General features: G+C 65.3%; 15 protein-coding genes and 1 tRNA gene. All 16 read left to right on the plus strand.

Translation table 11 applies throughout. The features are described from left to right. Nucleotides 1-53 precede the first annotated feature (53 nt). The 16 genes from ACT53Q_RS16735 (at nucleotide 54) to ACT53Q_RS16810 (ending at nucleotide 18,180) form a co-directional block, all read left to right on the plus strand. Entirely contained in the window at nucleotides 54-1,565 is a 1,512-nt protein-coding gene (locus tag ACT53Q_RS16735) for a Tle-like phospholipase domain-containing protein (RefSeq protein ID WP_476187785.1), read from the plus strand. 129 nt (nucleotides 1,566-1,694) lie between these two features. After that, nucleotides 1,695-2,372 carry an ankyrin repeat domain-containing protein gene (locus tag ACT53Q_RS16740; protein ID WP_476187786.1) on the plus strand — a complete coding sequence of 226 codons (678 nt, stop codon included), beginning with the start codon at nucleotides 1,695-1,697 and terminating at the stop codon, nucleotides 2,370-2,372. 79 nt (nucleotides 2,373-2,451) lie between these two features. Next, the gene (locus ACT53Q_RS16745) at nucleotides 2,452-3,708 is read left to right on the plus strand and encodes a Tle-like phospholipase domain-containing protein (RefSeq protein WP_476187787.1); all 1,257 of its coding nucleotides are present in this window, start codon (nucleotides 2,452-2,454) and stop codon (nucleotides 3,706-3,708) included. Between the two features lie 21 nt (nucleotides 3,709-3,729). Further along, nucleotides 3,730-4,944 (plus strand): Tle-like phospholipase domain-containing protein, encoded by a 1,215-nt coding sequence (locus ACT53Q_RS16750; protein ID WP_476187788.1) that lies wholly within the window; start codon nucleotides 3,730-3,732, stop codon nucleotides 4,942-4,944. A 257-nt stretch (nucleotides 4,945-5,201) separates the two neighbouring features. Next, the gene (gene rpmI / locus ACT53Q_RS16755) at nucleotides 5,202-5,399 is read left to right on the plus strand and encodes a 50S ribosomal protein L35 (protein ID WP_027083463.1); all 198 of its coding nucleotides are present in this window, start codon (nucleotides 5,202-5,204) and stop codon (nucleotides 5,397-5,399) included. Nucleotides 5,400-5,412: 13 nt separating this feature from the next. Next, nucleotides 5,413-5,772, plus strand: a complete 360-nt coding sequence (gene rplT / locus ACT53Q_RS16760; RefSeq protein WP_476187789.1) for a 50S ribosomal protein L20 — start codon at nucleotides 5,413-5,415, stop codon at nucleotides 5,770-5,772. Nucleotides 5,773-5,898: 126 nt separating this feature from the next. After that, the gene (pheS, locus tag ACT53Q_RS16765) at nucleotides 5,899-6,909 is read left to right on the plus strand and encodes a phenylalanine--tRNA ligase subunit alpha (RefSeq protein WP_476187790.1); all 1,011 of its coding nucleotides are present in this window, start codon (nucleotides 5,899-5,901) and stop codon (nucleotides 6,907-6,909) included. 151 nt (nucleotides 6,910-7,060) lie between these two features. Next, on the plus strand, nucleotides 7,061-9,454 hold the full coding sequence (pheT, locus tag ACT53Q_RS16770) for a phenylalanine--tRNA ligase subunit beta (protein ID WP_476187791.1): 2,394 nt from the start codon (nucleotides 7,061-7,063) through the stop codon (nucleotides 9,452-9,454). Nucleotides 9,455-9,522: 68 nt separating this feature from the next. Next, the gene (locus ACT53Q_RS16775) at nucleotides 9,523-9,825 is read left to right on the plus strand and encodes an integration host factor subunit alpha (protein ID WP_476170097.1); all 303 of its coding nucleotides are present in this window, start codon (nucleotides 9,523-9,525) and stop codon (nucleotides 9,823-9,825) included. Then, the gene (locus tag ACT53Q_RS16780) at nucleotides 9,818-10,174 is read left to right on the plus strand and encodes a MerR family transcriptional regulator (RefSeq protein ID WP_476170096.1); all 357 of its coding nucleotides are present in this window, start codon (nucleotides 9,818-9,820) and stop codon (nucleotides 10,172-10,174) included. The genes ACT53Q_RS16775 and ACT53Q_RS16780 overlap by 8 nt, the downstream gene beginning before the upstream one ends. 69 nt (nucleotides 10,175-10,243) lie before the next feature. Beyond that, nucleotides 10,244-10,320, plus strand: a tRNA-Pro gene (locus ACT53Q_RS16785). A 487-nt stretch (nucleotides 10,321-10,807) separates the two neighbouring features. Beyond that, nucleotides 10,808-11,620, plus strand: a complete 813-nt coding sequence (locus ACT53Q_RS16790; RefSeq protein WP_476187792.1) for a hypothetical protein — start codon at nucleotides 10,808-10,810, stop codon at nucleotides 11,618-11,620. 6 nt (nucleotides 11,621-11,626) lie between these two features. After that, nucleotides 11,627-12,550 carry a hypothetical protein gene (locus ACT53Q_RS16795; protein ID WP_476187793.1) on the plus strand — a complete coding sequence of 308 codons (924 nt, stop codon included), beginning with the start codon at nucleotides 11,627-11,629 and terminating at the stop codon, nucleotides 12,548-12,550. Nucleotides 12,551-12,671: 121 nt separating this feature from the next. Further along, nucleotides 12,672-13,817 carry a cysteine desulfurase family protein gene (locus ACT53Q_RS16800; RefSeq protein ID WP_476187794.1) on the plus strand — a complete coding sequence of 382 codons (1,146 nt, stop codon included), beginning with the start codon at nucleotides 12,672-12,674 and terminating at the stop codon, nucleotides 13,815-13,817. Nucleotides 13,818-13,936: 119 nt separating this feature from the next. Further along, nucleotides 13,937-14,866 carry a DUF4007 family protein gene (locus ACT53Q_RS16805; protein WP_476187795.1) on the plus strand — a complete coding sequence of 310 codons (930 nt, stop codon included), beginning with the start codon at nucleotides 13,937-13,939 and terminating at the stop codon, nucleotides 14,864-14,866. Continuing rightward, nucleotides 14,863-18,180: a hypothetical protein gene (locus ACT53Q_RS16810; RefSeq protein WP_476187796.1), complete on the plus strand. Its 3,318-nt coding sequence runs from the start codon at nucleotides 14,863-14,865 to the stop codon at nucleotides 18,178-18,180. The genes ACT53Q_RS16805 and ACT53Q_RS16810 overlap by 4 nt, the downstream gene beginning before the upstream one ends. The last annotated feature ends 73 nt before the right edge of the window (nucleotides 18,181-18,253 follow it).

Genomic DNA, 18,253 nt, shown 5'->3' on the forward strand with positions numbered 1-18,253 from the left:
GATCCCTTTTCACCGCATCAACGACCGACCCAGGACGCACAAGGAGCGCCGCGATGGAACCCCATGACGGGCAGTCACAGCCGAGCAGCGGAGGCTTTTTCTCGACGTTCATGCGGCGGCAGTTCCCCGTGTTCCGGCCGCAGGTCGAGCCGCCGCGCGAGCGCGAGCCGATCCCGGCCTCGACGCTCGCGCAGATGTCCGACAACGTCTACGACCGGCCCGACCGGCAGACCGAGATCGGCGGATTCAAGCTGCAGACCCCGGAGCAACTGCGCAAGAGCGGCATCGATCCCGAAGCGCTGCACACGCCCAGCGGCATGCATGCCGACGTGTACCGCGACGATCACGGCCGCAGCGTCGTGTCCTTCCGCGGCACCGACAATCCCAGCGCGAAGGTGGTCGAGCGCGAGTTCAGCGGCTTCAACAACCCCGACGACTTCCTCGATGACTTCTACCGTTCGCAGCGGGGCAAGGAATACGCGCTGGAAGTGACGGGCGTGAAGCAGTCCTTCCAGGACTGGAAGACCAACGCGATGCAGGGCCTCGGCCTGGAAACGCAGCAGCACAACGACGCGGTGTCGCTGGCCAAGCAGTGCGAGACCGCGTTCGGCAAGGAGAAGCTGGCTTTCACCGGGCATTCCAAGGGCGGCGGCGAAGCCGAACTGGCGAGCGTCGTGACCGGTGCGCCGGCGATGACGTTCAATGCCGCCGGCATCCACGACGACACGCTGCGGCGTTACGGCCTGGATCCGGAGCGCGCGCACCCGTGGGCGTCGAAGTACATCACCAGCGTCGTGACCAAGGGCGAAGTCGTCAACGACACGCTGCAGGGCCGCGAATTCAACCTCAGGTTCGAGACGCCGGACGGGCCGCAGTCGCACACGATCAAGACCCCGGTGCCGCTGGGCAGCCGGATCGATCTCGTGCCGGACGAAAGCCTGGGCAGCGTCACGCGGCACCTGATGCGCCCCGGCGTGCTGCCGTACCTCGACCAGGTGAAGACGCTGGGCGTGGACGTGCCGACGCAGTCGCACGACGCCCGCACCGGGCCGGCGATGTTCGGCTTCGGCTCGACGCCGATGTTCCCGATGCATGGCCGGTTCGACCAGACCTGGCGGCAGTTGCTGCAGGAGCCGCAGTTGCACGCATCGTCGAGCCTGGCCTCGCGCCTGGGCACGGGCGTGCAGGTGGGCGAGGCCCAGCCGATGCTGTCCAAACCCGCGCATCCCGGCCATGCGATGTACGAGCAGGCGCTGACCGGAGTGCAGGACCTCGGGCATTCCGGACGCGATGCCGCCCGGATCGCCGGGGCGCTGACCGTCTCCGCGCAGAAGGCCGGGTTCGACGGCATCGATCGTGTCGTCGCCTCGCGGGATGGCAACCGCGTGTTCGCGATGCAGGGGGATCCCGCTTCCGACAGTGCGCTCCATCCGAGCGTCACCGTCGCCGAGGCCCGGAACAAGCCCCTGCGGGAGAGCAGCCAGGAGTCGATGGCGCTGTTCCGGCACGAGCAGGCCCCGTCCCGCGTGGACGGCCCCCACAAGGAAGGCCCGCACCTGTCCTGATCGCCTTGCCCTGACCGCCCCCAATCCCCCCGAATCGCCCCCCGCCCGATGACCCGAATCAGCACCCTCACCGTCTCGCTTATACTGGCCCTCTGCATGGCCGGGGTCGGCCGTGCAACGGAGAACCCGATGTCCGCAGCAGAAACCCGTTCCGTGAACCCCGCCGCGATCTTCGCCGATCCGCGCACGATCCAGCTGGCGGAAGCCATCGCCGACGGCGATGACGGCCGCATCCGGTCGCTCGCGACCGGCGCCGATCTGTCCGTCCGCGGCGACAAGAACGTCACCCTGCTGCAATGGGCGCTGCTCAACAAGCGCCTGGACAGCCTGAAGGTGCTGCTCGACGCCGGCGCCGACCCGCTCCAGCCGGGCATGGACGGCGACACCGTCATCCACATGGCGGCGATGGCCAACGATCCGGCCTACCTCGCCGAACTGCTGGCCCGCGGCGTCAATCCCAACGTCGCCAACGGCACCACCGGCGCCGGCCCGCTGCGTTCGGCCCTGATGGGCGAGCGCGCCGAGCAGTTCCACGCGCTGCTGGCCGCCGGCGCCGACCCGGACATGCCCGACCGCATGGGCAACACGCCGCTGCACGTCGCCGGCCAGATCAACGAGCCGGCGCGCGCGCTCGAACTGCTCGAGGCCGGCGCCGACCCGATGGCCCGCAACGCGCAGGGCGTCACCTTCCAGCGCTACCTGTTCATGACCCGTGCCGCCCTGCTCAACGCCGAGACCCGTCGCCAGCGCGAGGCGGTCGAGGCGTGGCTGAAGGCACACGACATCGCGATCGAAGCGTCGCGCTGACCGCGTTCCGCCGCCGTAATCCACCCGTCCGATCCATCACCCCCTGTCGGCCGCGCTGCGGTCGCCTCCGGAGGCCAGGATGAATGCACAGTTCGACCCGCAGCGTCTCGATCCCCAGCCCCAGGGCGGCGCCCGCCAGTCCGTCGACCCGTTGACCCACGAGGTCCACGTCCGGCCGTCGTTCGCCGAAGAGGTCCGCGGCCCGGCGCCGCGCGACATCGACCTGACCCTGGCGCACATGGCGCAGGACGTCTACGGCTCCGACAACCGCCAGCGCGGTGAAGTGCAGGGCTGGCACCCGCTGACCGACGACCAGTTCCGGCAGGTCGGCATCGACCCGGCGCTGCGCCACAACAGCTCCAGCGGCTTCGACGCCGACATCTACACCGACGGGCAGGGCCGCTATGCGCTGGCCTTCCGCGGCACCGACCAGGGCAAGGACTGGGCGACCAACCTCGGCCAGGGCCTCGGCTTCGAGACCGCGCAGTACAACCAGGCCATCGCGCTGTCGCGCCAGGCCAAGGTCGCGTTCGGCGAGGAACTGGTCATCACCGGCCATTCGCTGGGCGGCGGCCTCGCCGCGGTCGGTGCGATCACCGCCGACACTCCGGCCGTCACCTTCAACGCCGCCGGCGTGAAGGACAAGACGCTGGAGCGCGTGGGCATCGATCCCGACGCCGCGCGCGCACAGGCCGAGGCCGGCGGCATCCGCCGCTACGCCGTCGACCACGAGATCCTCACCGGCCTGCAGGAACGCAACCTCGCGACCCGCTACCTGATGCCCGACGCCATCGGCAACAAGGTGGAACTGCCGGATCCCGAGCCGCTGACCGGCTTCTCGAAGATCAATCCGTTCAAGACGGTGCCGCACAGCATCCACAACCACGGCATGGACGTGGTGATCCGCTCGCAGGAGCAGGCCTTCGGCCACGGCGCCGGCGCCACCGGCCTGCTGTCCAGCCCGGACCACCCGCAGCACGCCCAGTACCAGCGCATCTACGACCAGGTGCAGCCGCAGTTCGAGGCCCGCGGCCTCGGCCTGCGCGAGGCGCAGAACGTCGCCGGTGCGCTGACGCTCGAAGCCCAGCGCAACGGCATCTCGCCCGACCAGGTCGTCAGCAACGGCAACCGGATCTTCGCGGTGCAGGGGCAGCAGCCCGAGACCCAGCGTTACGTGCAGGTCGACATGCAGGCGGCGCAGCAGGTCCCGCTGGCCGAAAGCAGCCGCCAGTCGCAGGCGCTGGCCGCCACGCAGGCGCAGCCGGCCCCGGGCGCCCCGCAGCAGGTGGCGGAGCAGGGCCAGGACCAGGCGGCCCCCGCACGCGGCGGTCGCTGACCGCCCGGCACAGGTCCCGCCATGGCCCGCAGTCCCGACGCGTCTTCCGCCGCTCCGACGGGCTCGTCGGGCGGTTCCTTCGCCGACGGCGTCGAAGGGCGCACGCCGCAGCCGATCGACCTGACCCTCGCGCGGCTGATGCGCGACGTCTACGACTACGACGGCAACGGCCATCCCGACGGCGTCGGCCGCTGGAAACCGCTCGGGGCCGACGAACTGCGCGCCTCCGGCATCGATCCGGCGATGCTGCGCAACACCAGCAGCGGCTTCTACGCGGTGATCTACGGCGACGACCAGGGCCACCGCGTCCTCGCCTACAGCGGCACCGACGAGGCCAAGGACTGGACCACCAACTTCGGGCAGGGCCTCGGCTTCGAGACCGCCCAGTACAACCAGGCCATCGCGCTGGCCCGCCAGGCGAAGGTGGCCTACGGCGAGGACGTGGTCATCACCGGCCACTCGCTGGGCGGCGGCCTCGCCGCCGCGGCGTCCATCGCCGCCGACATCCCGGCGGTGACCTACAACGCGGCCGGCGTGCACGACCGCACCCTCGAGCGCATCGGCCTCGACGCCGACGCGGTCAAGGCCGAGGCCGGGAAGGGCCTGATCCGGCGCTATGCCGTCGACCACGACATCCTGACCGGGCTGCAGGAGCGCACGCCGATCCTCAACCACCTGATGCCGGATGCCGTCGGGCACAAGATCGAACTGCCCGATACCGACCCGCAGAGCTTCTGGCAGAAGCTCAATCCGGTGAAATCGGTGAAGCACGGCATCGACATGCACATGATCGATGCGGTGATCGCCGCGCAGGAAAAGGTCTACGGCAAGGATTACGACCGTTCGACCACCGAGCGCACGGCCACGCTCGCCGACCCGCAACACCCGGGCAGCGCGCTGTACCGGCAGGCGCTGGACCGGTTGCCCGCGACCGAGGTCTCCGGCGCCAACGAGCGGCTGGCCGGCGCGCTGGCCGCCGAGGCGCACAAGGCCGGGCTGTCGCAGGTCGACCACGTCGCGTTCGGCGACGGCGGCCGGCGCGCGTTCGCGGTCGAAGGCGATCCGGCCTCGCCCGCGCACCGGCAGGTCAACGTCGATGTCCTCCAGGCCGTGCGCACGCCGCTGTCCGAAAGCAGCGCGCAGGCGCTGGCCGCGCCGCAGGCGGCCGATGCGGGCCGGGCTCCGGTCGACGTCGCGCCCGCCCGCGAGGCGGACGCCGCGCCACGCGCCCGCTGAGGCCGTCCGCACGCCTCGCCCGCGGGAGGCCGGAACCGTTTGATTTGCATGGCAATCCCCGGGCGGGCATAATGGCCGGCCCGGTTCGCCGGGATGTTGCACGCACCATCCGAAGCAAGACCCCGAAATACCCCAGGACCCGCCCGCGATCCGGAATTCCTTTCCCGATCAAGGGCTTTCCACCGGCAGGGCAGGACGGAAAGCGTGGCCTCGGCCACCGCCCACGCCAGTACTCGATACGACCCCAGGACTTTCCAATGCCCAAGATCAAGACCAATCGGGCGGCGGCCAAGCGCTTCCGGAAGACCGCTTCCGGCAAGTACAAGTGCGGCCACGCCAACAAGAGCCACATCCTCACCAAGAAAGCGACCAAGCGGAAGCGCAACCTGCGGCAGACGAACCACGTTCGTGCCGAGGACGCGGGCCGTCTGGACCGCATGCTGCCGTATCTCTGAGGAGGACTGAACCATGGCTCGAGTCAAACGTGGTGTGACGGCGCGTCGTCGCCACAAGAAAATCCTGAAGCAGGCCAAGGGCTACTACAACGCCCGCCGCAAGGTCTTCCGCGTCGCCAAGCAGGCGGTCACGAAGGCGCTGCAGTACGCCTACATCGGCCGCAAGCAGAAGAAGCGCAATTTCCGCACCCTGTGGATCGCCCGCATCAACGCGGCCGCCCGCAGCAACGGCATCACCTACAGCCGCTTCATCAACGGCCTGCTCAAGGCCGGTATCACCCTCGACCGCAAGGTGCTGGCCGACATCGCCGTGCACGACGCGAAGGGCTTTACCGCGCTGGCTGAAAAGGCGAAGAGCGCGCTCGCGGCATAAGGTTTCCTCCCCGAGCCTCACTTCCCGGTGCAGGCTCGGTGCGAAGACATCGAATCATGCATGGGGAAGGGCGCAAGTCCTTCCCCATGTTCGTTTTGGGGCGCAGGCAGCAGCAACGAGTCGGACATGAGCGATATCGAACAGCTTTCGACACAGGCCCTGGCGGACATCGCCGCCGCCGACAGCCCGGACGCGCTGGAAGCCCTGCGCGTCGCGCTGCTGGGCAAGAACGGCAGCATCACCGCGCAGCTGAAGTCGCTGGGCGCGCTGCCCGCGGACCAGCGCAAGGCGGCGGGCGAGGCCATCAACCGTGCGCGCGACGCCCTCGGCGACGCGCTGTCGGCGCGCAAGCTCGCGCTCGATGACGCGGCGCTCGACGCGCGTCTCGCCGGCGAAACCATCGACGTCACTCTGCCGGGCCGCGACGCCGATCGCGGCGGCCTGCATCCGGTGTCGCGCACGCTGGAGCGCATCGCCGAGATTTTCGGCCGCCTCGGCTACGAAATGGCCGACGGTCCCGAGATCGAGGACGACTGGCACAACTTCGAGGCGCTGAACTTCCCGCCGCACCATCCGGCGCGGGCGATGCACGACACGTTCTATTTCCCGCCCGACGGCCGCGGCGTCGCGCGCCTGCTGCGCACGCACACGTCGGGCTGCCAGGTGCGCTACATGCTCGGCAACCAGCCGCCGCTGCGCATGATCGCCGCCGGCAAGGTCTATCGCAGCGACAGCGACCAGACGCACACGCCGATGTTCCACCAGGTCGAAGGCCTGCTGGTCGACGAGCGCGCGAGCTTCGCCGACCTCAAGGGCACGCTCGCCGAATTCGTGCGCGCGTTCTTCGAGCGCGACTTCGAGATGCGCTTCCGTCCGAGCTACTTCCCCTTCACCGAACCCTCGGCCGAAGTCGACATCGCCTGGCAGCAGCCGGACGGTTCGACGCGCTGGCTCGAAGTGCTGGGCTGCGGCATGGTCCATCCGAACGTGCTGCGCAACGTCGGCATCGATCCGGAGCGCTACACCGGCTTCGCGTTCGGCCTCGGCGTGGAGCGCTTCACCATGCTGCGCTACGGCGTGAACGACCTGCGCGACTTCTTCGAGAACGACGTGCGGTTCCTGCGCCAGTTCGCGTGACGCAGGCATAGGGCGGGCCCCTGGCCCGCCATCGCGGCGGTTCCGTTCGCGTCGCTCACACGGCGAAACGATGCCGATCGATGTCGATGTATCCGAAAGATCATGACGGTGGGCCAGGGCTCACCCTCCGGCGAAACAAGGGTTTCAACGCATGAAATTCTCCGAAAACTGGCTGCGGCAACACGTGAAGACCGACGCCTCGCGCGAGACGCTCGCCGCGACGCTGACCGCGATCGGCCTGGAAGTCGAGGAACTGACGGTGCTCGGCGCCGCGCTCGACGGCGTGGTCGTCGCGCGCATCGTCGAGTGCGCGAAGCATCCGGAAGCCGATCGCCTGCAGGTCTGCCAGGTCGATGCGGGGCAGGGTGAACGGTTGCAGATCGTCTGCGGCGCGCCGAACGCGCGCCCGGGCCTGGTCGCGCCGCTCGCCACGATCGGCACCACCGTCGGCGCGCTGACGATCAAGGCCGCGAAACTGCGCGGCGTCGCATCCAACGGCATGCTCTGCTCGGCGAAGGAACTGGGTATCGACGCCGACGCCTCCGGCCTGCTGGAACTGCCCGACGACGCGCCGATCGGCACGCCGCTGGGCGAGTACCTCGGCCTGCCGGACGCCGCGATCGAACTCAAGCTCACGCCGAATCGCGCCGACTGCTTCGGCGTGCGCGGCATCGCGTTCGACGTCGCCGCCGCGCTGGGCAGCGCGGTCGAACCGCTCGCCGCCGAGCCCGTGCCCGCCGCCAGCGACGTCGTGCTCGCGGTCGAACTCGATGCCGGCGCGAAGGTGCCGCGTTTCGCCGGTCGCGTGATCGACGGCGTCGACGCCACCGCGAAGACGCCGCTGTGGATGGCCGAACGCCTGCGCCGCAGCGGCGTGCGCCCGATCAGCTTCCTCGTCGACGTGACCCAGTACGTGATGCTGGAACTCGGCCAGCCGATGCACGCGTTCGACAAGGACACGCTGCAGGCGCCGGTCGTCGTGCGACCCGCGCGCGCCGGCGAGGAAACCAAGCTGCTCGACGGCCGCACCGTCGCGCTCGACGAGGATTTCCTGGTCGTCTCCGACAGCACCGGCGGCCGCGCCGCGCGCGCGGTCGCGCTGGGCGGGATCATGGGCGGGCACGACACGCGCGTGACCGACGCCACCCGCAGCGTGTTCCTCGAAGCCGCGCACTGGATTCCGTCGGCGATCATCGGCCGCAGCCGCAAGCTCGGGATGCACACCGACGCCGGCCATCGTTTCGAGCGCGGCGTCGATCCCGAACTGCCGCGGATTGCGGTCGAATACGCGACGAAGCTCATCCTCGACGTCGCCGGCGGCGTGCCCGGTCCGGTCATCGACGTGGTGCGCGAGGCCGACATGCCGAAGCCGCAGGTCGTCGGCCTGCGTCGCGCGCGGCTCGCGCGCGTGCTCGGCACGACCGTGGCCGACGCCGAGGTCGAACGCATCCTGCGCGCGCTGGGCCTGGGCGTGACCGCGACCGCCGACGGCTGGACCGTGGACGTGCCGACCCGCCGCTTCGACCTCGCGATCGAGGAAGACCTCGTCGAGGAAGTCGCCCGCATCCACGGCTACGACGCCATCCCGACCACGCTGCCCGGCGGCGCCACGCGCATCGCGGCCGGCAGCGAGACGGTGCTCGACGAAGCGACCGTCCGCCGCCAGCTCGTCGCCCGCGACTATCTCGAAGCCATCAACTACGCCTTCGTCGACGCCGACCTGCTGGCGACCTGGCAGGCCGTCGATGGCGCCGTGGCGCTGGCCAACCCGCTCAGCGCCGAACTGGGCGTGATGCGCACCCGCCTGCTGCCCGGCCTGACCGCCGCGCTGGCCCGCAACGCCGCCCGCCAGCAGACGCGGATCCGGCTGTTCGAGATCGGCAAGACCTTCGCCCTCGGCATCGACGGCGAGGCCCCGTGCGAGACCCGCCGACTTGCATTGGTCGCTTGCGGTAATGCTCATGCAGAGCATTGGCAGACCGGCACCGCTTGGGAAGTCCGCTTCGAGGATGTTAAAGGCGACCTCGAAAGCTTGGCCGCTGCGGCCAGAGCCGTTCTCACCTATCGCCCGGCTAGCTTTTCTTGGGGGCATCCTGGGCGTTCGGCTGATGTTTTCCGTGATGGCATTCACATTGGCTGGATTTGTGAACTCCATCCCCGGTTACAAAAGGCTTTAGGTGTTGACCACCGGATTTTGGCTTGTGAAGTCGAATTAGGGCCCCTGCTGCAGCGCACGATCCCGCGGGCCGCCGGGGTCAGCCGCTATCCGTCCGTCCGCCGGGACCTCGCGTTCGTCGTTCCGGAAACGGTGTCCTGGGACGCCCTGCGGGCCACCGCCGAGCGTGCCGCGGGCCCCTCCCTGCGCGCGCTCCGGCTGTTCGACCGGTACGTCGGGAAGGGGGTCGAAACGGGATGCAAGAGCCTTGCTATGGGCTTGATTCTCCAAGAGGAATCACGCACTCTCACCGACAGCGAGGTCGACGCGGCGGTGACCGCCGTGGTGGCCGCACTGCGGGGGGAACACGGGGCGGAAATCCGCGCATGAGGTCATGCGCCGGCCGGCTCCAGACGGCCGTCGCGTGAACTGATCAGGGCTCGTTCCGGGGGAAACGAATGGCATTGACCAAGGCGGAAATGGCGGAGCGTCTGTTCGACGAAGTCGGACTGAACAAGCGCGAAGCCAAGGAATTCGTGGACGCCTTCTTCGACGTCCTCCGCGAAGCCCTGGAACAGGGGCGCCAGGTCAAGCTGTCCGGGTTCGGCAATTTCGACCTGCGCCGCAAGAACCAGCGCCCCGGCCGCAACCCCAAGACCGGCGAGGAGATCCCGATCTCCGCGCGCACCGTGGTGACGTTCCGCCCGGGCCAGAAGCTGAAGGAACGCGTCGAGGCCTACAGCGGAGGCGTCGATGCTTGATCCCGGCAGCAACCGCGAACTCCCGCCGATCCCGGCGAAGCGGTACTTCACCATCGGCGAAGTCAGCGAGCTGTGCGACGTCAAGCCGCACGTGCTCCGCTACTGGGAGACCGAATTCCCCAGCCTCAAGCCGGTGAAGCGCCGCGGCAACCGCCGCTACTACCAGCGCCACGACGTGCTGATGGTCCGCCAGATCCGCAGCCTGCTGTACGAACAGGGCTACACCATCGGCGGTGCCCGCCTCCGGCTGGACGGCGAGGGCGCGAAGCAGGAATCGGCCATGTCCTCCCAGGTCATCCGCCAGGTGCGGATGGAACTGGAAGAAGTGCTGCAACTGCTCAAGCGCTGACGCGCCGCAGCGCATTCGTCCCGCAGGCTGGCCGATCCCGGCCCCGGCGGGTACAATGCGCGACCTACCCGGGGTATAGCGCAGCCTGGTAGCGCACCAGTCTGGGGGACTGGTGGTCGTCGGTTCGAATCCGGCTACCCCGACCAATACACGACGGCAAACCCTCTCTGCCGTATTCCGAAAACCCCGCAAATTGCGGGGTTTTCGCGTTTTGGCTGTGGACTTCGGTCCCTCGCCTCTCGCCCCTGTTTGGCGAAAAATTCGCCAAATTCTCCCTCTCTTTCTCCGGCCCTGTGGACTTCCAGATTGTCAAGTCCACAGGATGGTTTTCGGAATTCCTCTGAGATCAACGAATTACGTGTGGTCTCGGGAGAGCGGTTTTTTGGCGTCAATGCGTAGCCGACTTACGATCCAACGCGCCCGCGAAGTGCGATGTGTTCCGCAGCGCGTATCGCGTTGCTATTGCAAGGAGCGAACCACGTAGCAGCAATTATTTTGATTGACAAACGTGACGACGCTCATAAAATCCCGTCATCAAGTTAAAGAATCGTAAAACAAGCGTGGATCTGCGGTGCGCTTTGTCGGCGAAGGGGATCGTCGATGTCGGGTCGAGGTTTGCGCTGGAGACAGAACGTGTCCAGCCCAGTCATGCATTTGGATTTGCTCCTGAAACTACCGCCGGATGAAGTCTTCTTCGACTTCCTGGCGCAGTGCGGCTTGACGCTGCACGCCGTCGACGATGCGTCGGACGGCAATGTCTACGAGAAACTGCGGATCGTCATCGCGATCGAACTCTCGCCGGAACCGATCCGCGATGCCGTCGTGGCCAGCCTACGTGATGTCGCCCTGCTGGCCGATTCCGAAGGTCTTGTGGCTCTGCGCACCGTGTCCAAGCGCGCGCCTGGTCGCGTCAACCCGCTCCATCTGGCCGATGCCCCGGCCCAGTGCGCGCTGTGGATGTACCTGCGACACCGCGAGCTGTTCGATGCTGCGCTCCGGTTGCGCGGACTGCGTCCCAAGGTTCGCGAACCCCTGTCGCTGGAGCGCGTTCGTGCGCCGCTCGCCGCGCCGGACGATCTCGTGGTGAACAGCGTCCGCCTGTGCGAGGCGACCCTGCTCGACGAAACCACGGGCGGGGAGATCGCTGTGCGCGCGCCGGCCTGCGATCCAAGCCTCAGCGTGCTGGATCTGCTCAGCGCGTGGATGCCGATCGAGAACCCCATGCAGCAGGACCGCTTCCGCGTCGTCGCGGCGACGCTCGGCATCGAACTCTACCCTGAGCCCGGTCAGCCGCTTGGTCGATCCGTCACGCTGACCTTAAAACGGCGCGGGGGCGGCAATCTCGAAGCCTTCGACGCACGGACCCGTTCGCGCCTCGAATCCTGGTTGAACCAGTGGCGTCTCCAACCCAGCCCGCACTCCGGGCCGTTCCCGACTTCTCTGTGATGCGTCATGACCTTGCTGGAACTGTTGGCCGCCTGCATCGAGCAGGGGCGAACCTCCATTGCGCCCGCGATGGCCGAGGAGGCAACTCGTAAGCGACTCGACCGCCTGCACAAAGCTGGTGCGCTGGTGCGCGTCCGCGCGCGGGCCATCATCTGCCCGCAGTGTGAGGCGAACAGCGTGCGCGTGATCCAGGTCGGTGCCGGGCTCTGCCGCGCCTGTGGCCAAGTCCCGCTGGCCGCCGAAGACCTTCAGCGGCTCGCCCCCGACCACGATTGGCTGCGCCGTCGCATTGCCCAGGCGCTGGGACTCCCCGGCGAACCGCCCCGAAAGATCCTGCCCGGCCGTCTCTGGTACCTGGGCGATCTGGGCCGTGCTGGCGCGCGCAAGCGGGTCCTCTTCGGGCAGCAGCTGACAGGGACCGCTGTGCTGCGGGCACTGCTGGACGCTTGGCCAACCCACGTCGGCGAGACGCAGGCCGTGATCGTGACGACCTCGCTACCGGACCGAGTCTTCCTGCCGGGTGTGCCGGCCACCTTCATCCCGCTCCCCGCCGCGTTCCACCTGCGTGCCCGCGGCCTCGTGGCCGACGACGCCGTGTGGGCAGGCGTCCAGGCACCCGCTGCCCTGTTGGCCACCCAGCGCCGACACGGCCCGTTCTCGCACGACTTCCGGGAGGTGACCTTGCAGGGCGAGGACACGCCGATTGCCCTGACCCCTTCCCAAGCTGCGATCATGCGGGTCCTCTGGAAGCTGGATGGCGTCTCTATTGACCGTGAGACGTTGATCCGGCTTGCTGGCGTCGCGCTGGAGAAGCCGGTCGATGCGTTCGCGCGAAACAAGTATCCGAAGGCCAACAAGGTCTATCGAGTCATGGTTTCATCCGATCAGCGCGGGCGTTACAGCATTCCCAGCGATTGGGGGCTCCAGTAGTATCGGGCAGCGATACAAAAAAGCGCTGTGCAGTTTGAATCGGAGAGCACTGTGCGCAGCAAGTAATGCACTGCGCCCTCTCCCAAGACACGTTCGTCCGCTGGAAGAGACGCAAAGCGTAATGAGCTTGAAGACCATGATTTTCCTTGATTATCAGTCGACTACGCCGGTAGATGACCGGGTGATGGATGCGATGCTTCCATATTTCACGCAGAAATTTGGAAACCCGCATTCGACGGAGCACAGTTTCGGGATGCAAGCACAACACGCGATCGACGAAGGGGCAGCAAGAGTCTCGGCCGTGATCGGCGCTGCTGCTTCGGACGTGATCTTCACCTCTGGAGCTACTGAAGCAAACAACCTTGCGCTGCGTGGATTGATCCCAGAGCGCAAGAAGGTTCACTTCATAAGTTGTGTGGCTGAGCACAAGAGTGTACTGGGCATATTGTCCGCTTTAGAGAGGGAAGGGCACGCGGTGACCTTGCTACCCATTGATGCTGAAGGACGGGTAGATCCTGAGGTCGCGAAGGCGGCCATAAGGCCTTCCACCGTGCTGATGTCGATCATGGCGGTCAATAGCGAAATCGGGGTCATCCAACCGCTCGAAGAGCTGGGGCGCTTATGTCGTTCGCACGACATACTGTTCCATACAGATGCCGCGCAGGCTTACGGAAAGATTGACATTGATGTCGTATGCGACCACGTCGACCTGATGAGTTTCTCGGCTCACAAAATATATGGCCCGAAAGGGATCGGCGCCCTTTATGCCCGTGAGTCGGCGCGCAAGCGACTTCGCCCTCTGGTCATCGGCGGAGGACAGCAAGGCGGCCTCCGCGGCGGCACCATTCCGGTGCCACTGGTCGTAGGTTTCGGGATAGCAGCAGCATTGATGCAGGAAGAGGCAGCAATCGAGCGTGCTCAACTTGCGAATCTGCGGGATCGACTGTGGGCCGGCCTGCAGGATGCTGTAGGGGGCATCCACCTCAATGGCAGCAGAGAGCACCGTATCGAAGGCAATCTCAACGTACGCATCGACCATGTTGACGCTGACAGCCTTCTGCTAGCCATGCCGGATGTCGCTATTTCGACAGGTTCGGCATGCAGCTCAGGCGCGCTGACGCCGTCATCAGTTCTGCTGGCGCTTGGGCTGTCGCCGGAGCAAGCATCACAGTCGGTGCGATTCGGGCTGGGTAGGATGACGTCCGAAGCGGACATTGACGCTGCAGTGGAACGGCTGGCGCAGGTGGTGGCTGAGTTGCGGGACTGATTCCTCCTCGTGAGCGGCTTCATTGACCCACGAGGAGGACAGGGCGATACTGGGGCCCCGGCTTGACACGGGCTCACTTGAAGACTAGCCCAAGGTCGCAAAAAAACCTTTCAAATCAAATGCTTGACTCTATTCAAGCTCTTTCGCATGGACGTCCCTCGGGCGAACGATTCTCAGGACATGAGTCGTTTGCCTGTCGCTATGGCTGGCTACCAAAATTTTACAAGTTCCTCGTCGAGAAACCTGATGCGGTGCATCATGACGAAGAGGTCATGGTGGGTCTGGGGATCGGTCGTAACATGGTCAAAGCGGTACGATTCTGGGCTCAAGCGTTTGGCTTGATGGAGGACCTGCCGCGCCAGACTCCAGTAGCCACCCCGTTCGCCCACTGGCTGCTGGATGGAGCCAGAGGCGCCGATCCCTATCTGGAGGACGTGGGCAGCCTCTGGCTGTTGCACTGGCGCTTGGTTTCGACGGCGCACCTAGCTGCATGGGAAGTAGCGTTCTTCGAAACGCCAGAGCGCGAGATTCTGCGCCGCTTTCTGATCCAGAAAGTCGAGCGGCGAGCTGCGGAGTTGGAGAAGCGGTTATCAACCAACACTATCCGCCAGCACGTCGATATCTTCCTGAGCTGTTACGCGACCCCCTTGGAGGCAACGAACCAGTCGGTCGAAGAAGCACTGGCTTGTCCCTTGCAAGAACTGGGCCTGATTCGGATCAATCCAGCAGGGAATCGAGACGAGTTGGTCGAGTTCGCGCGCGGCCCATGGCGGCATCTTTCCACAGACACCTTCCTCAAAATCCTTTTCGACTATTGGCAACTGCGCGCGCTTCGCGATCGCACGCTGACACTGCGTGCGCTGTTAACGGACTTCGCCAGCCCGGGGTTGACGTTGCGTCTGGACGAAATAACACTGTGGCGGACACTTACGGAAGTCGGGCAGAAGCACCCGGACCTCATTGAGGTGTCGGACAGCGCTGAACGGCGTGCTGTCGTGCTCAAGGCGACGGACATTGCCATGGCGAAAGCCAGGATCGGCTACGTATGAAGAAATCATCTATCCCGCTGATTAAGGACGCACTGTCGATCCGCGGTCGTTATGTCCGCGCCGTGAACATCGGGCGTGACTTGGGTGATCGTGAAGCGCTAAATGGATACCTGCTGACCGACACGGCGCGCCAAGCATTGGAACGGCTGTGTAGTGGACTGCAAGTGGCATCGTCCCAACGCGCATGGCGTATCACGGGTGGCTACGGAGGTGGAAAATCCGCTTTTGGGCTGTTCCTAGCATCTCTTTTTGCCGAACCTATTAGCAAGCGTACGCTTCCCGGAAAGCTGCTAGATGAAGAGGCGCCGGAACTGCTGCCGAAAGCAAAAAAGCTGCCACGTTACGAGTTGCTGGTCATTACGGGAACAAGAAGCGACGCGAGCATTGCGTTGGCCAGCGCATTGCGAGAGTTGATAGGTCGCCGCCGTAGTAGTTCGGCTCAGAAGCAGCTATTGAAGGCTATAGACCTATTCGTTGAGGCGCGATCCCATCGTGAAGCTCCTGCTCAAATTGCAGTCCAGCTATTACGTGACGCTGCAGCTTATATGGGGGCAGGTGTCAACGCCAGTGAGGGGTTGTTGCTGATCGTCGATGAGATGGGGCGATGGCTGGAATACGCTGCAGACACGGACACCGACCTCGACGCATCTTTCTTCCAAACCTTGGCAGAGGCTTGCGGGGGAAAGGCGCAAGGCGTCCCGATAGCTATGATCGGCATCCTGCATCAGCGCTTCGAAGATTATGTCGGCGGTCGACGCGACCGGCGCTCGGGTATGGAATGGGCCAAAGTTGCGGAGCGCTTCGAAGACATCACCTTCTCGCAGTCATTCGATAGCACGTGCAAGCTCATCGCACGGGCCATGGAAGTAGATGCGGCCGCATATAAATATGCGGGCATTGCGGCAACCGCAGGCAAGCTGTATGGGCGCGCCAAGGAACTAGGCGTGATCGACTTGTTGGACATCGGATCGGGGAAGTCGGGCGAGGCCGCCCTGTATCCGTTCCACCCCGTGGCCCTGGTCGCCGCCATGACCCTGTTCCGGCGCTTCGGTCAGAACGAGCGCTCGACGTTCTCGTTCCTGTTGTCTTCCGAGCCTTTCGCGCTGCAGGACTTCATCGGACGCCAAAACCTCGGCGGCCCTGAGAGTTGGTACAGGGTCCACCATCTGTGCGACTGGCTGTTGGCCCAAGGCTCACTGCGCACACTTGAGGAGGAGCGCATCAAGCGTTGGGCACTGCTGCAGGACGTGCTGCGCGCGGCACCGGTGTACGACGAGCTGGAGGTGAAGTGCCTCAAGATCGTCGGACTGCTGAATCTGCTTGAGCCTCAGCCTGGGATGGCGGTCACGCAGGAGAATGTGGCGTTCGCCGTCGCCGACGAAACCGGTGACAGAGTGGTGTTGAGCACCATCGCCAAGCTGCTGGAGAAGGGCTTGCTCTACGTGCGTCCTGCGACTCAGGAACTGTGCCTGTGGCCGCAGAGCAGCGTGGACGTTTCCAGCGAACTGGTGCGTATCCGGAAGGCCGCACCGCCATTGAATCGGCTGGGCGGCCTGATCGACCATTTGCCAGCGGCGCGCCCGATAGTCGCGCATCGCCACTATCTGGAGTCGGGTACGTTGCGCACGGCCCATGTCGTCCTGGTGGACGACGTGGAGGATGTGGCCAAGCGTCTGCAGCAGTCGTGCGCAGGAGACGGGCAGATCCTGGTCGTTCCGTGCTATCCGGACCAGAACGTGGAGGCGATGGTCAAGCGCTTGGCAGCCTTGAGCGAAACGGCATCGAAGGGGACGCTGCATGTGCTTCGCAGGATCGGCGAGGACGACTTAGAGGTCGCCGATCAACTGCTCGCGTGGAAGCAACTTGAGCGCGAGTGTGTGGAACTCCGTGTAGACGCCTACGCGCGCACGGAAGTCCAGCAGGCGATCCACCGGCTGACATCCACTTTGATCCATCGCCTAGCGGACCTTCGTATGCCGAACCAAGGCACCCAGGATGCAAGCTGGTGGCATCAAGGGCGATCGCTGCCGATAACCGATGGTCGATCGCTCAATCGTCACCTTTCGGAGATTTTTGATGAGCTATACGGGCAGGCCCCGGTGGTCCGAAACGAACTGATCAATCGCTCAGCCGTGTCGACGGCCGCCGCCGCAGCCCGCCAGCGCCTGCTCGAACGTATGTTCACCCACGCTGAGGTGGAAGACCTGGGCATCGAGATGACGCCCCCGGAAAAGGCGATCTATCTGTCGGTGCTCAAGGAACCCGGGCTCCATGCTCCGGGACAAGGGGCGTGGGCATTCCGTGAGCCTGACGAGGGAAGCCAGTGGTATCCGGTCTGGATTTCGCTGCAGGAGATGCTGTATGAGCAAGGACTGATCTCAGTGGACGAGGTGATCCGCAGGTTCTCCGCCGCACCATTCGGAATGCGCGAGAGCGTCACGCTGTTGCTGATCGGAATGTTCCTGCGCGTGAACCGCCGGGATCTGATCTTGCGAGAGCGCGGTACCTATTTGACGCAAATAGAAGAAAGCCATCTGGCAAGATTGGTGAAACGCCCCGAGTCTTTCGAGTTGCACATGGTCAACTCGAAATCGGCGATGGCCATGGCGCTGGACGTCTATCGCGAGGTGCTCGCCGAACACCTGGGCAAGCAGGACATCGAACCCACCGTAGGCGAGCTGACGCGCTATTTGTATCAGTGGTATCTGTCGCTTTCCGAGCATACGCTCAATACGACCCGCCTCGATCCCAGGTATCGCGCTGCTCTGGCACTAATGGGCAAAGCAGGGGATCCAGTCGAGTTGCTGACCGTCGCGCTGCCGCTGGCGCTGGAAGTAACGAAAAAGGCGGAGCCAATCAACGCCAAGTCTAAGGTCAAGCTGGAAGTCCTTCGTGGGTCGTTGCGCGGCTTCCTCAAAGCGTGCAGCGCCCGCATGGACGTTTTGCGCAACGACATACTGAGCGTCATGGCTGAAGAAGTGGGCGTGCGCGATGTCCAGGCAGTCCGTCCGCACGTCATCACCTTGGCGGAAAAGGCTCAGGAAGAACTCGTGGATTATGCTCTCAAAGCGTTCATCCAGCGAAGCTTGGACGGGAGCCGCGATTCGACGAAATGGATTGATTCGCTAGCAAGCCTCCTGGGCGGACGGAGTATCGAGACGTGGCACGACGATACTTTGCTTCGCTTCAGAGCTGAATTCCGTCGGGTGTTCACCCTGCTCACACGGATCGTTGCGCTGGCGAAGCTCACGCGTAAGAACGATGGGGTCGACCATGCTGCAGTTGCTGTTCATGTCGTCGATCAGAAAGGGTGACCTGAGACGAATCATGTAGCCGATCGGCAGGTGAGTTCTCTACCCTCGACAGACCAAGGAGAACTCATGAAGA

The organism is Lysobacter sp. DMC97 (assembly GCF_056313745.1).

What these genes read in the sequence shown, in the direction of transcription:
- ACT53Q_RS16735 (WP_476187785.1), top strand. Translation starts at nt 54, where the DNA reads ATGGAACCCCATGACGGGCAGTCACAGCCGAGCAGCGGAGGCTTTTTC.
- ACT53Q_RS16740 (WP_476187786.1), top strand. Translation starts at nt 1,695, where the DNA reads ATGTCCGCAGCAGAAACCCGTTCCGTGAACCCCGCCGCGATCTTCGCC.
- ACT53Q_RS16745 (WP_476187787.1), top strand. Translation starts at nt 2,452, where the DNA reads ATGAATGCACAGTTCGACCCGCAGCGTCTCGATCCCCAGCCCCAGGGC.
- ACT53Q_RS16750 (WP_476187788.1), top strand. Translation starts at nt 3,730, where the DNA reads ATGGCCCGCAGTCCCGACGCGTCTTCCGCCGCTCCGACGGGCTCGTCG.
- rpmI (WP_027083463.1), top strand. Translation starts at nt 5,202, where the DNA reads ATGCCCAAGATCAAGACCAATCGGGCGGCGGCCAAGCGCTTCCGGAAG.
- rplT (WP_476187789.1), top strand. Translation starts at nt 5,413, where the DNA reads ATGGCTCGAGTCAAACGTGGTGTGACGGCGCGTCGTCGCCACAAGAAA.
- pheS (WP_476187790.1), top strand. Translation starts at nt 5,899, where the DNA reads ATGAGCGATATCGAACAGCTTTCGACACAGGCCCTGGCGGACATCGCC.
- pheT (WP_476187791.1), top strand. Translation starts at nt 7,061, where the DNA reads ATGAAATTCTCCGAAAACTGGCTGCGGCAACACGTGAAGACCGACGCC.
- ACT53Q_RS16775 (WP_476170097.1), top strand. Translation starts at nt 9,523, where the DNA reads ATGGCATTGACCAAGGCGGAAATGGCGGAGCGTCTGTTCGACGAAGTC.
- ACT53Q_RS16780 (WP_476170096.1), top strand. Translation starts at nt 9,818, where the DNA reads ATGCTTGATCCCGGCAGCAACCGCGAACTCCCGCCGATCCCGGCGAAG.
- ACT53Q_RS16795 (WP_476187793.1), top strand. Translation starts at nt 11,627, where the DNA reads ATGACCTTGCTGGAACTGTTGGCCGCCTGCATCGAGCAGGGGCGAACC.
- ACT53Q_RS16800 (WP_476187794.1), top strand. Translation starts at nt 12,672, where the DNA reads ATGAGCTTGAAGACCATGATTTTCCTTGATTATCAGTCGACTACGCCG.
- ACT53Q_RS16805 (WP_476187795.1), top strand. Translation starts at nt 13,937, where the DNA reads ATGCTTGACTCTATTCAAGCTCTTTCGCATGGACGTCCCTCGGGCGAA.
- ACT53Q_RS16810 (WP_476187796.1), top strand. Translation starts at nt 14,863, where the DNA reads ATGAAGAAATCATCTATCCCGCTGATTAAGGACGCACTGTCGATCCGC.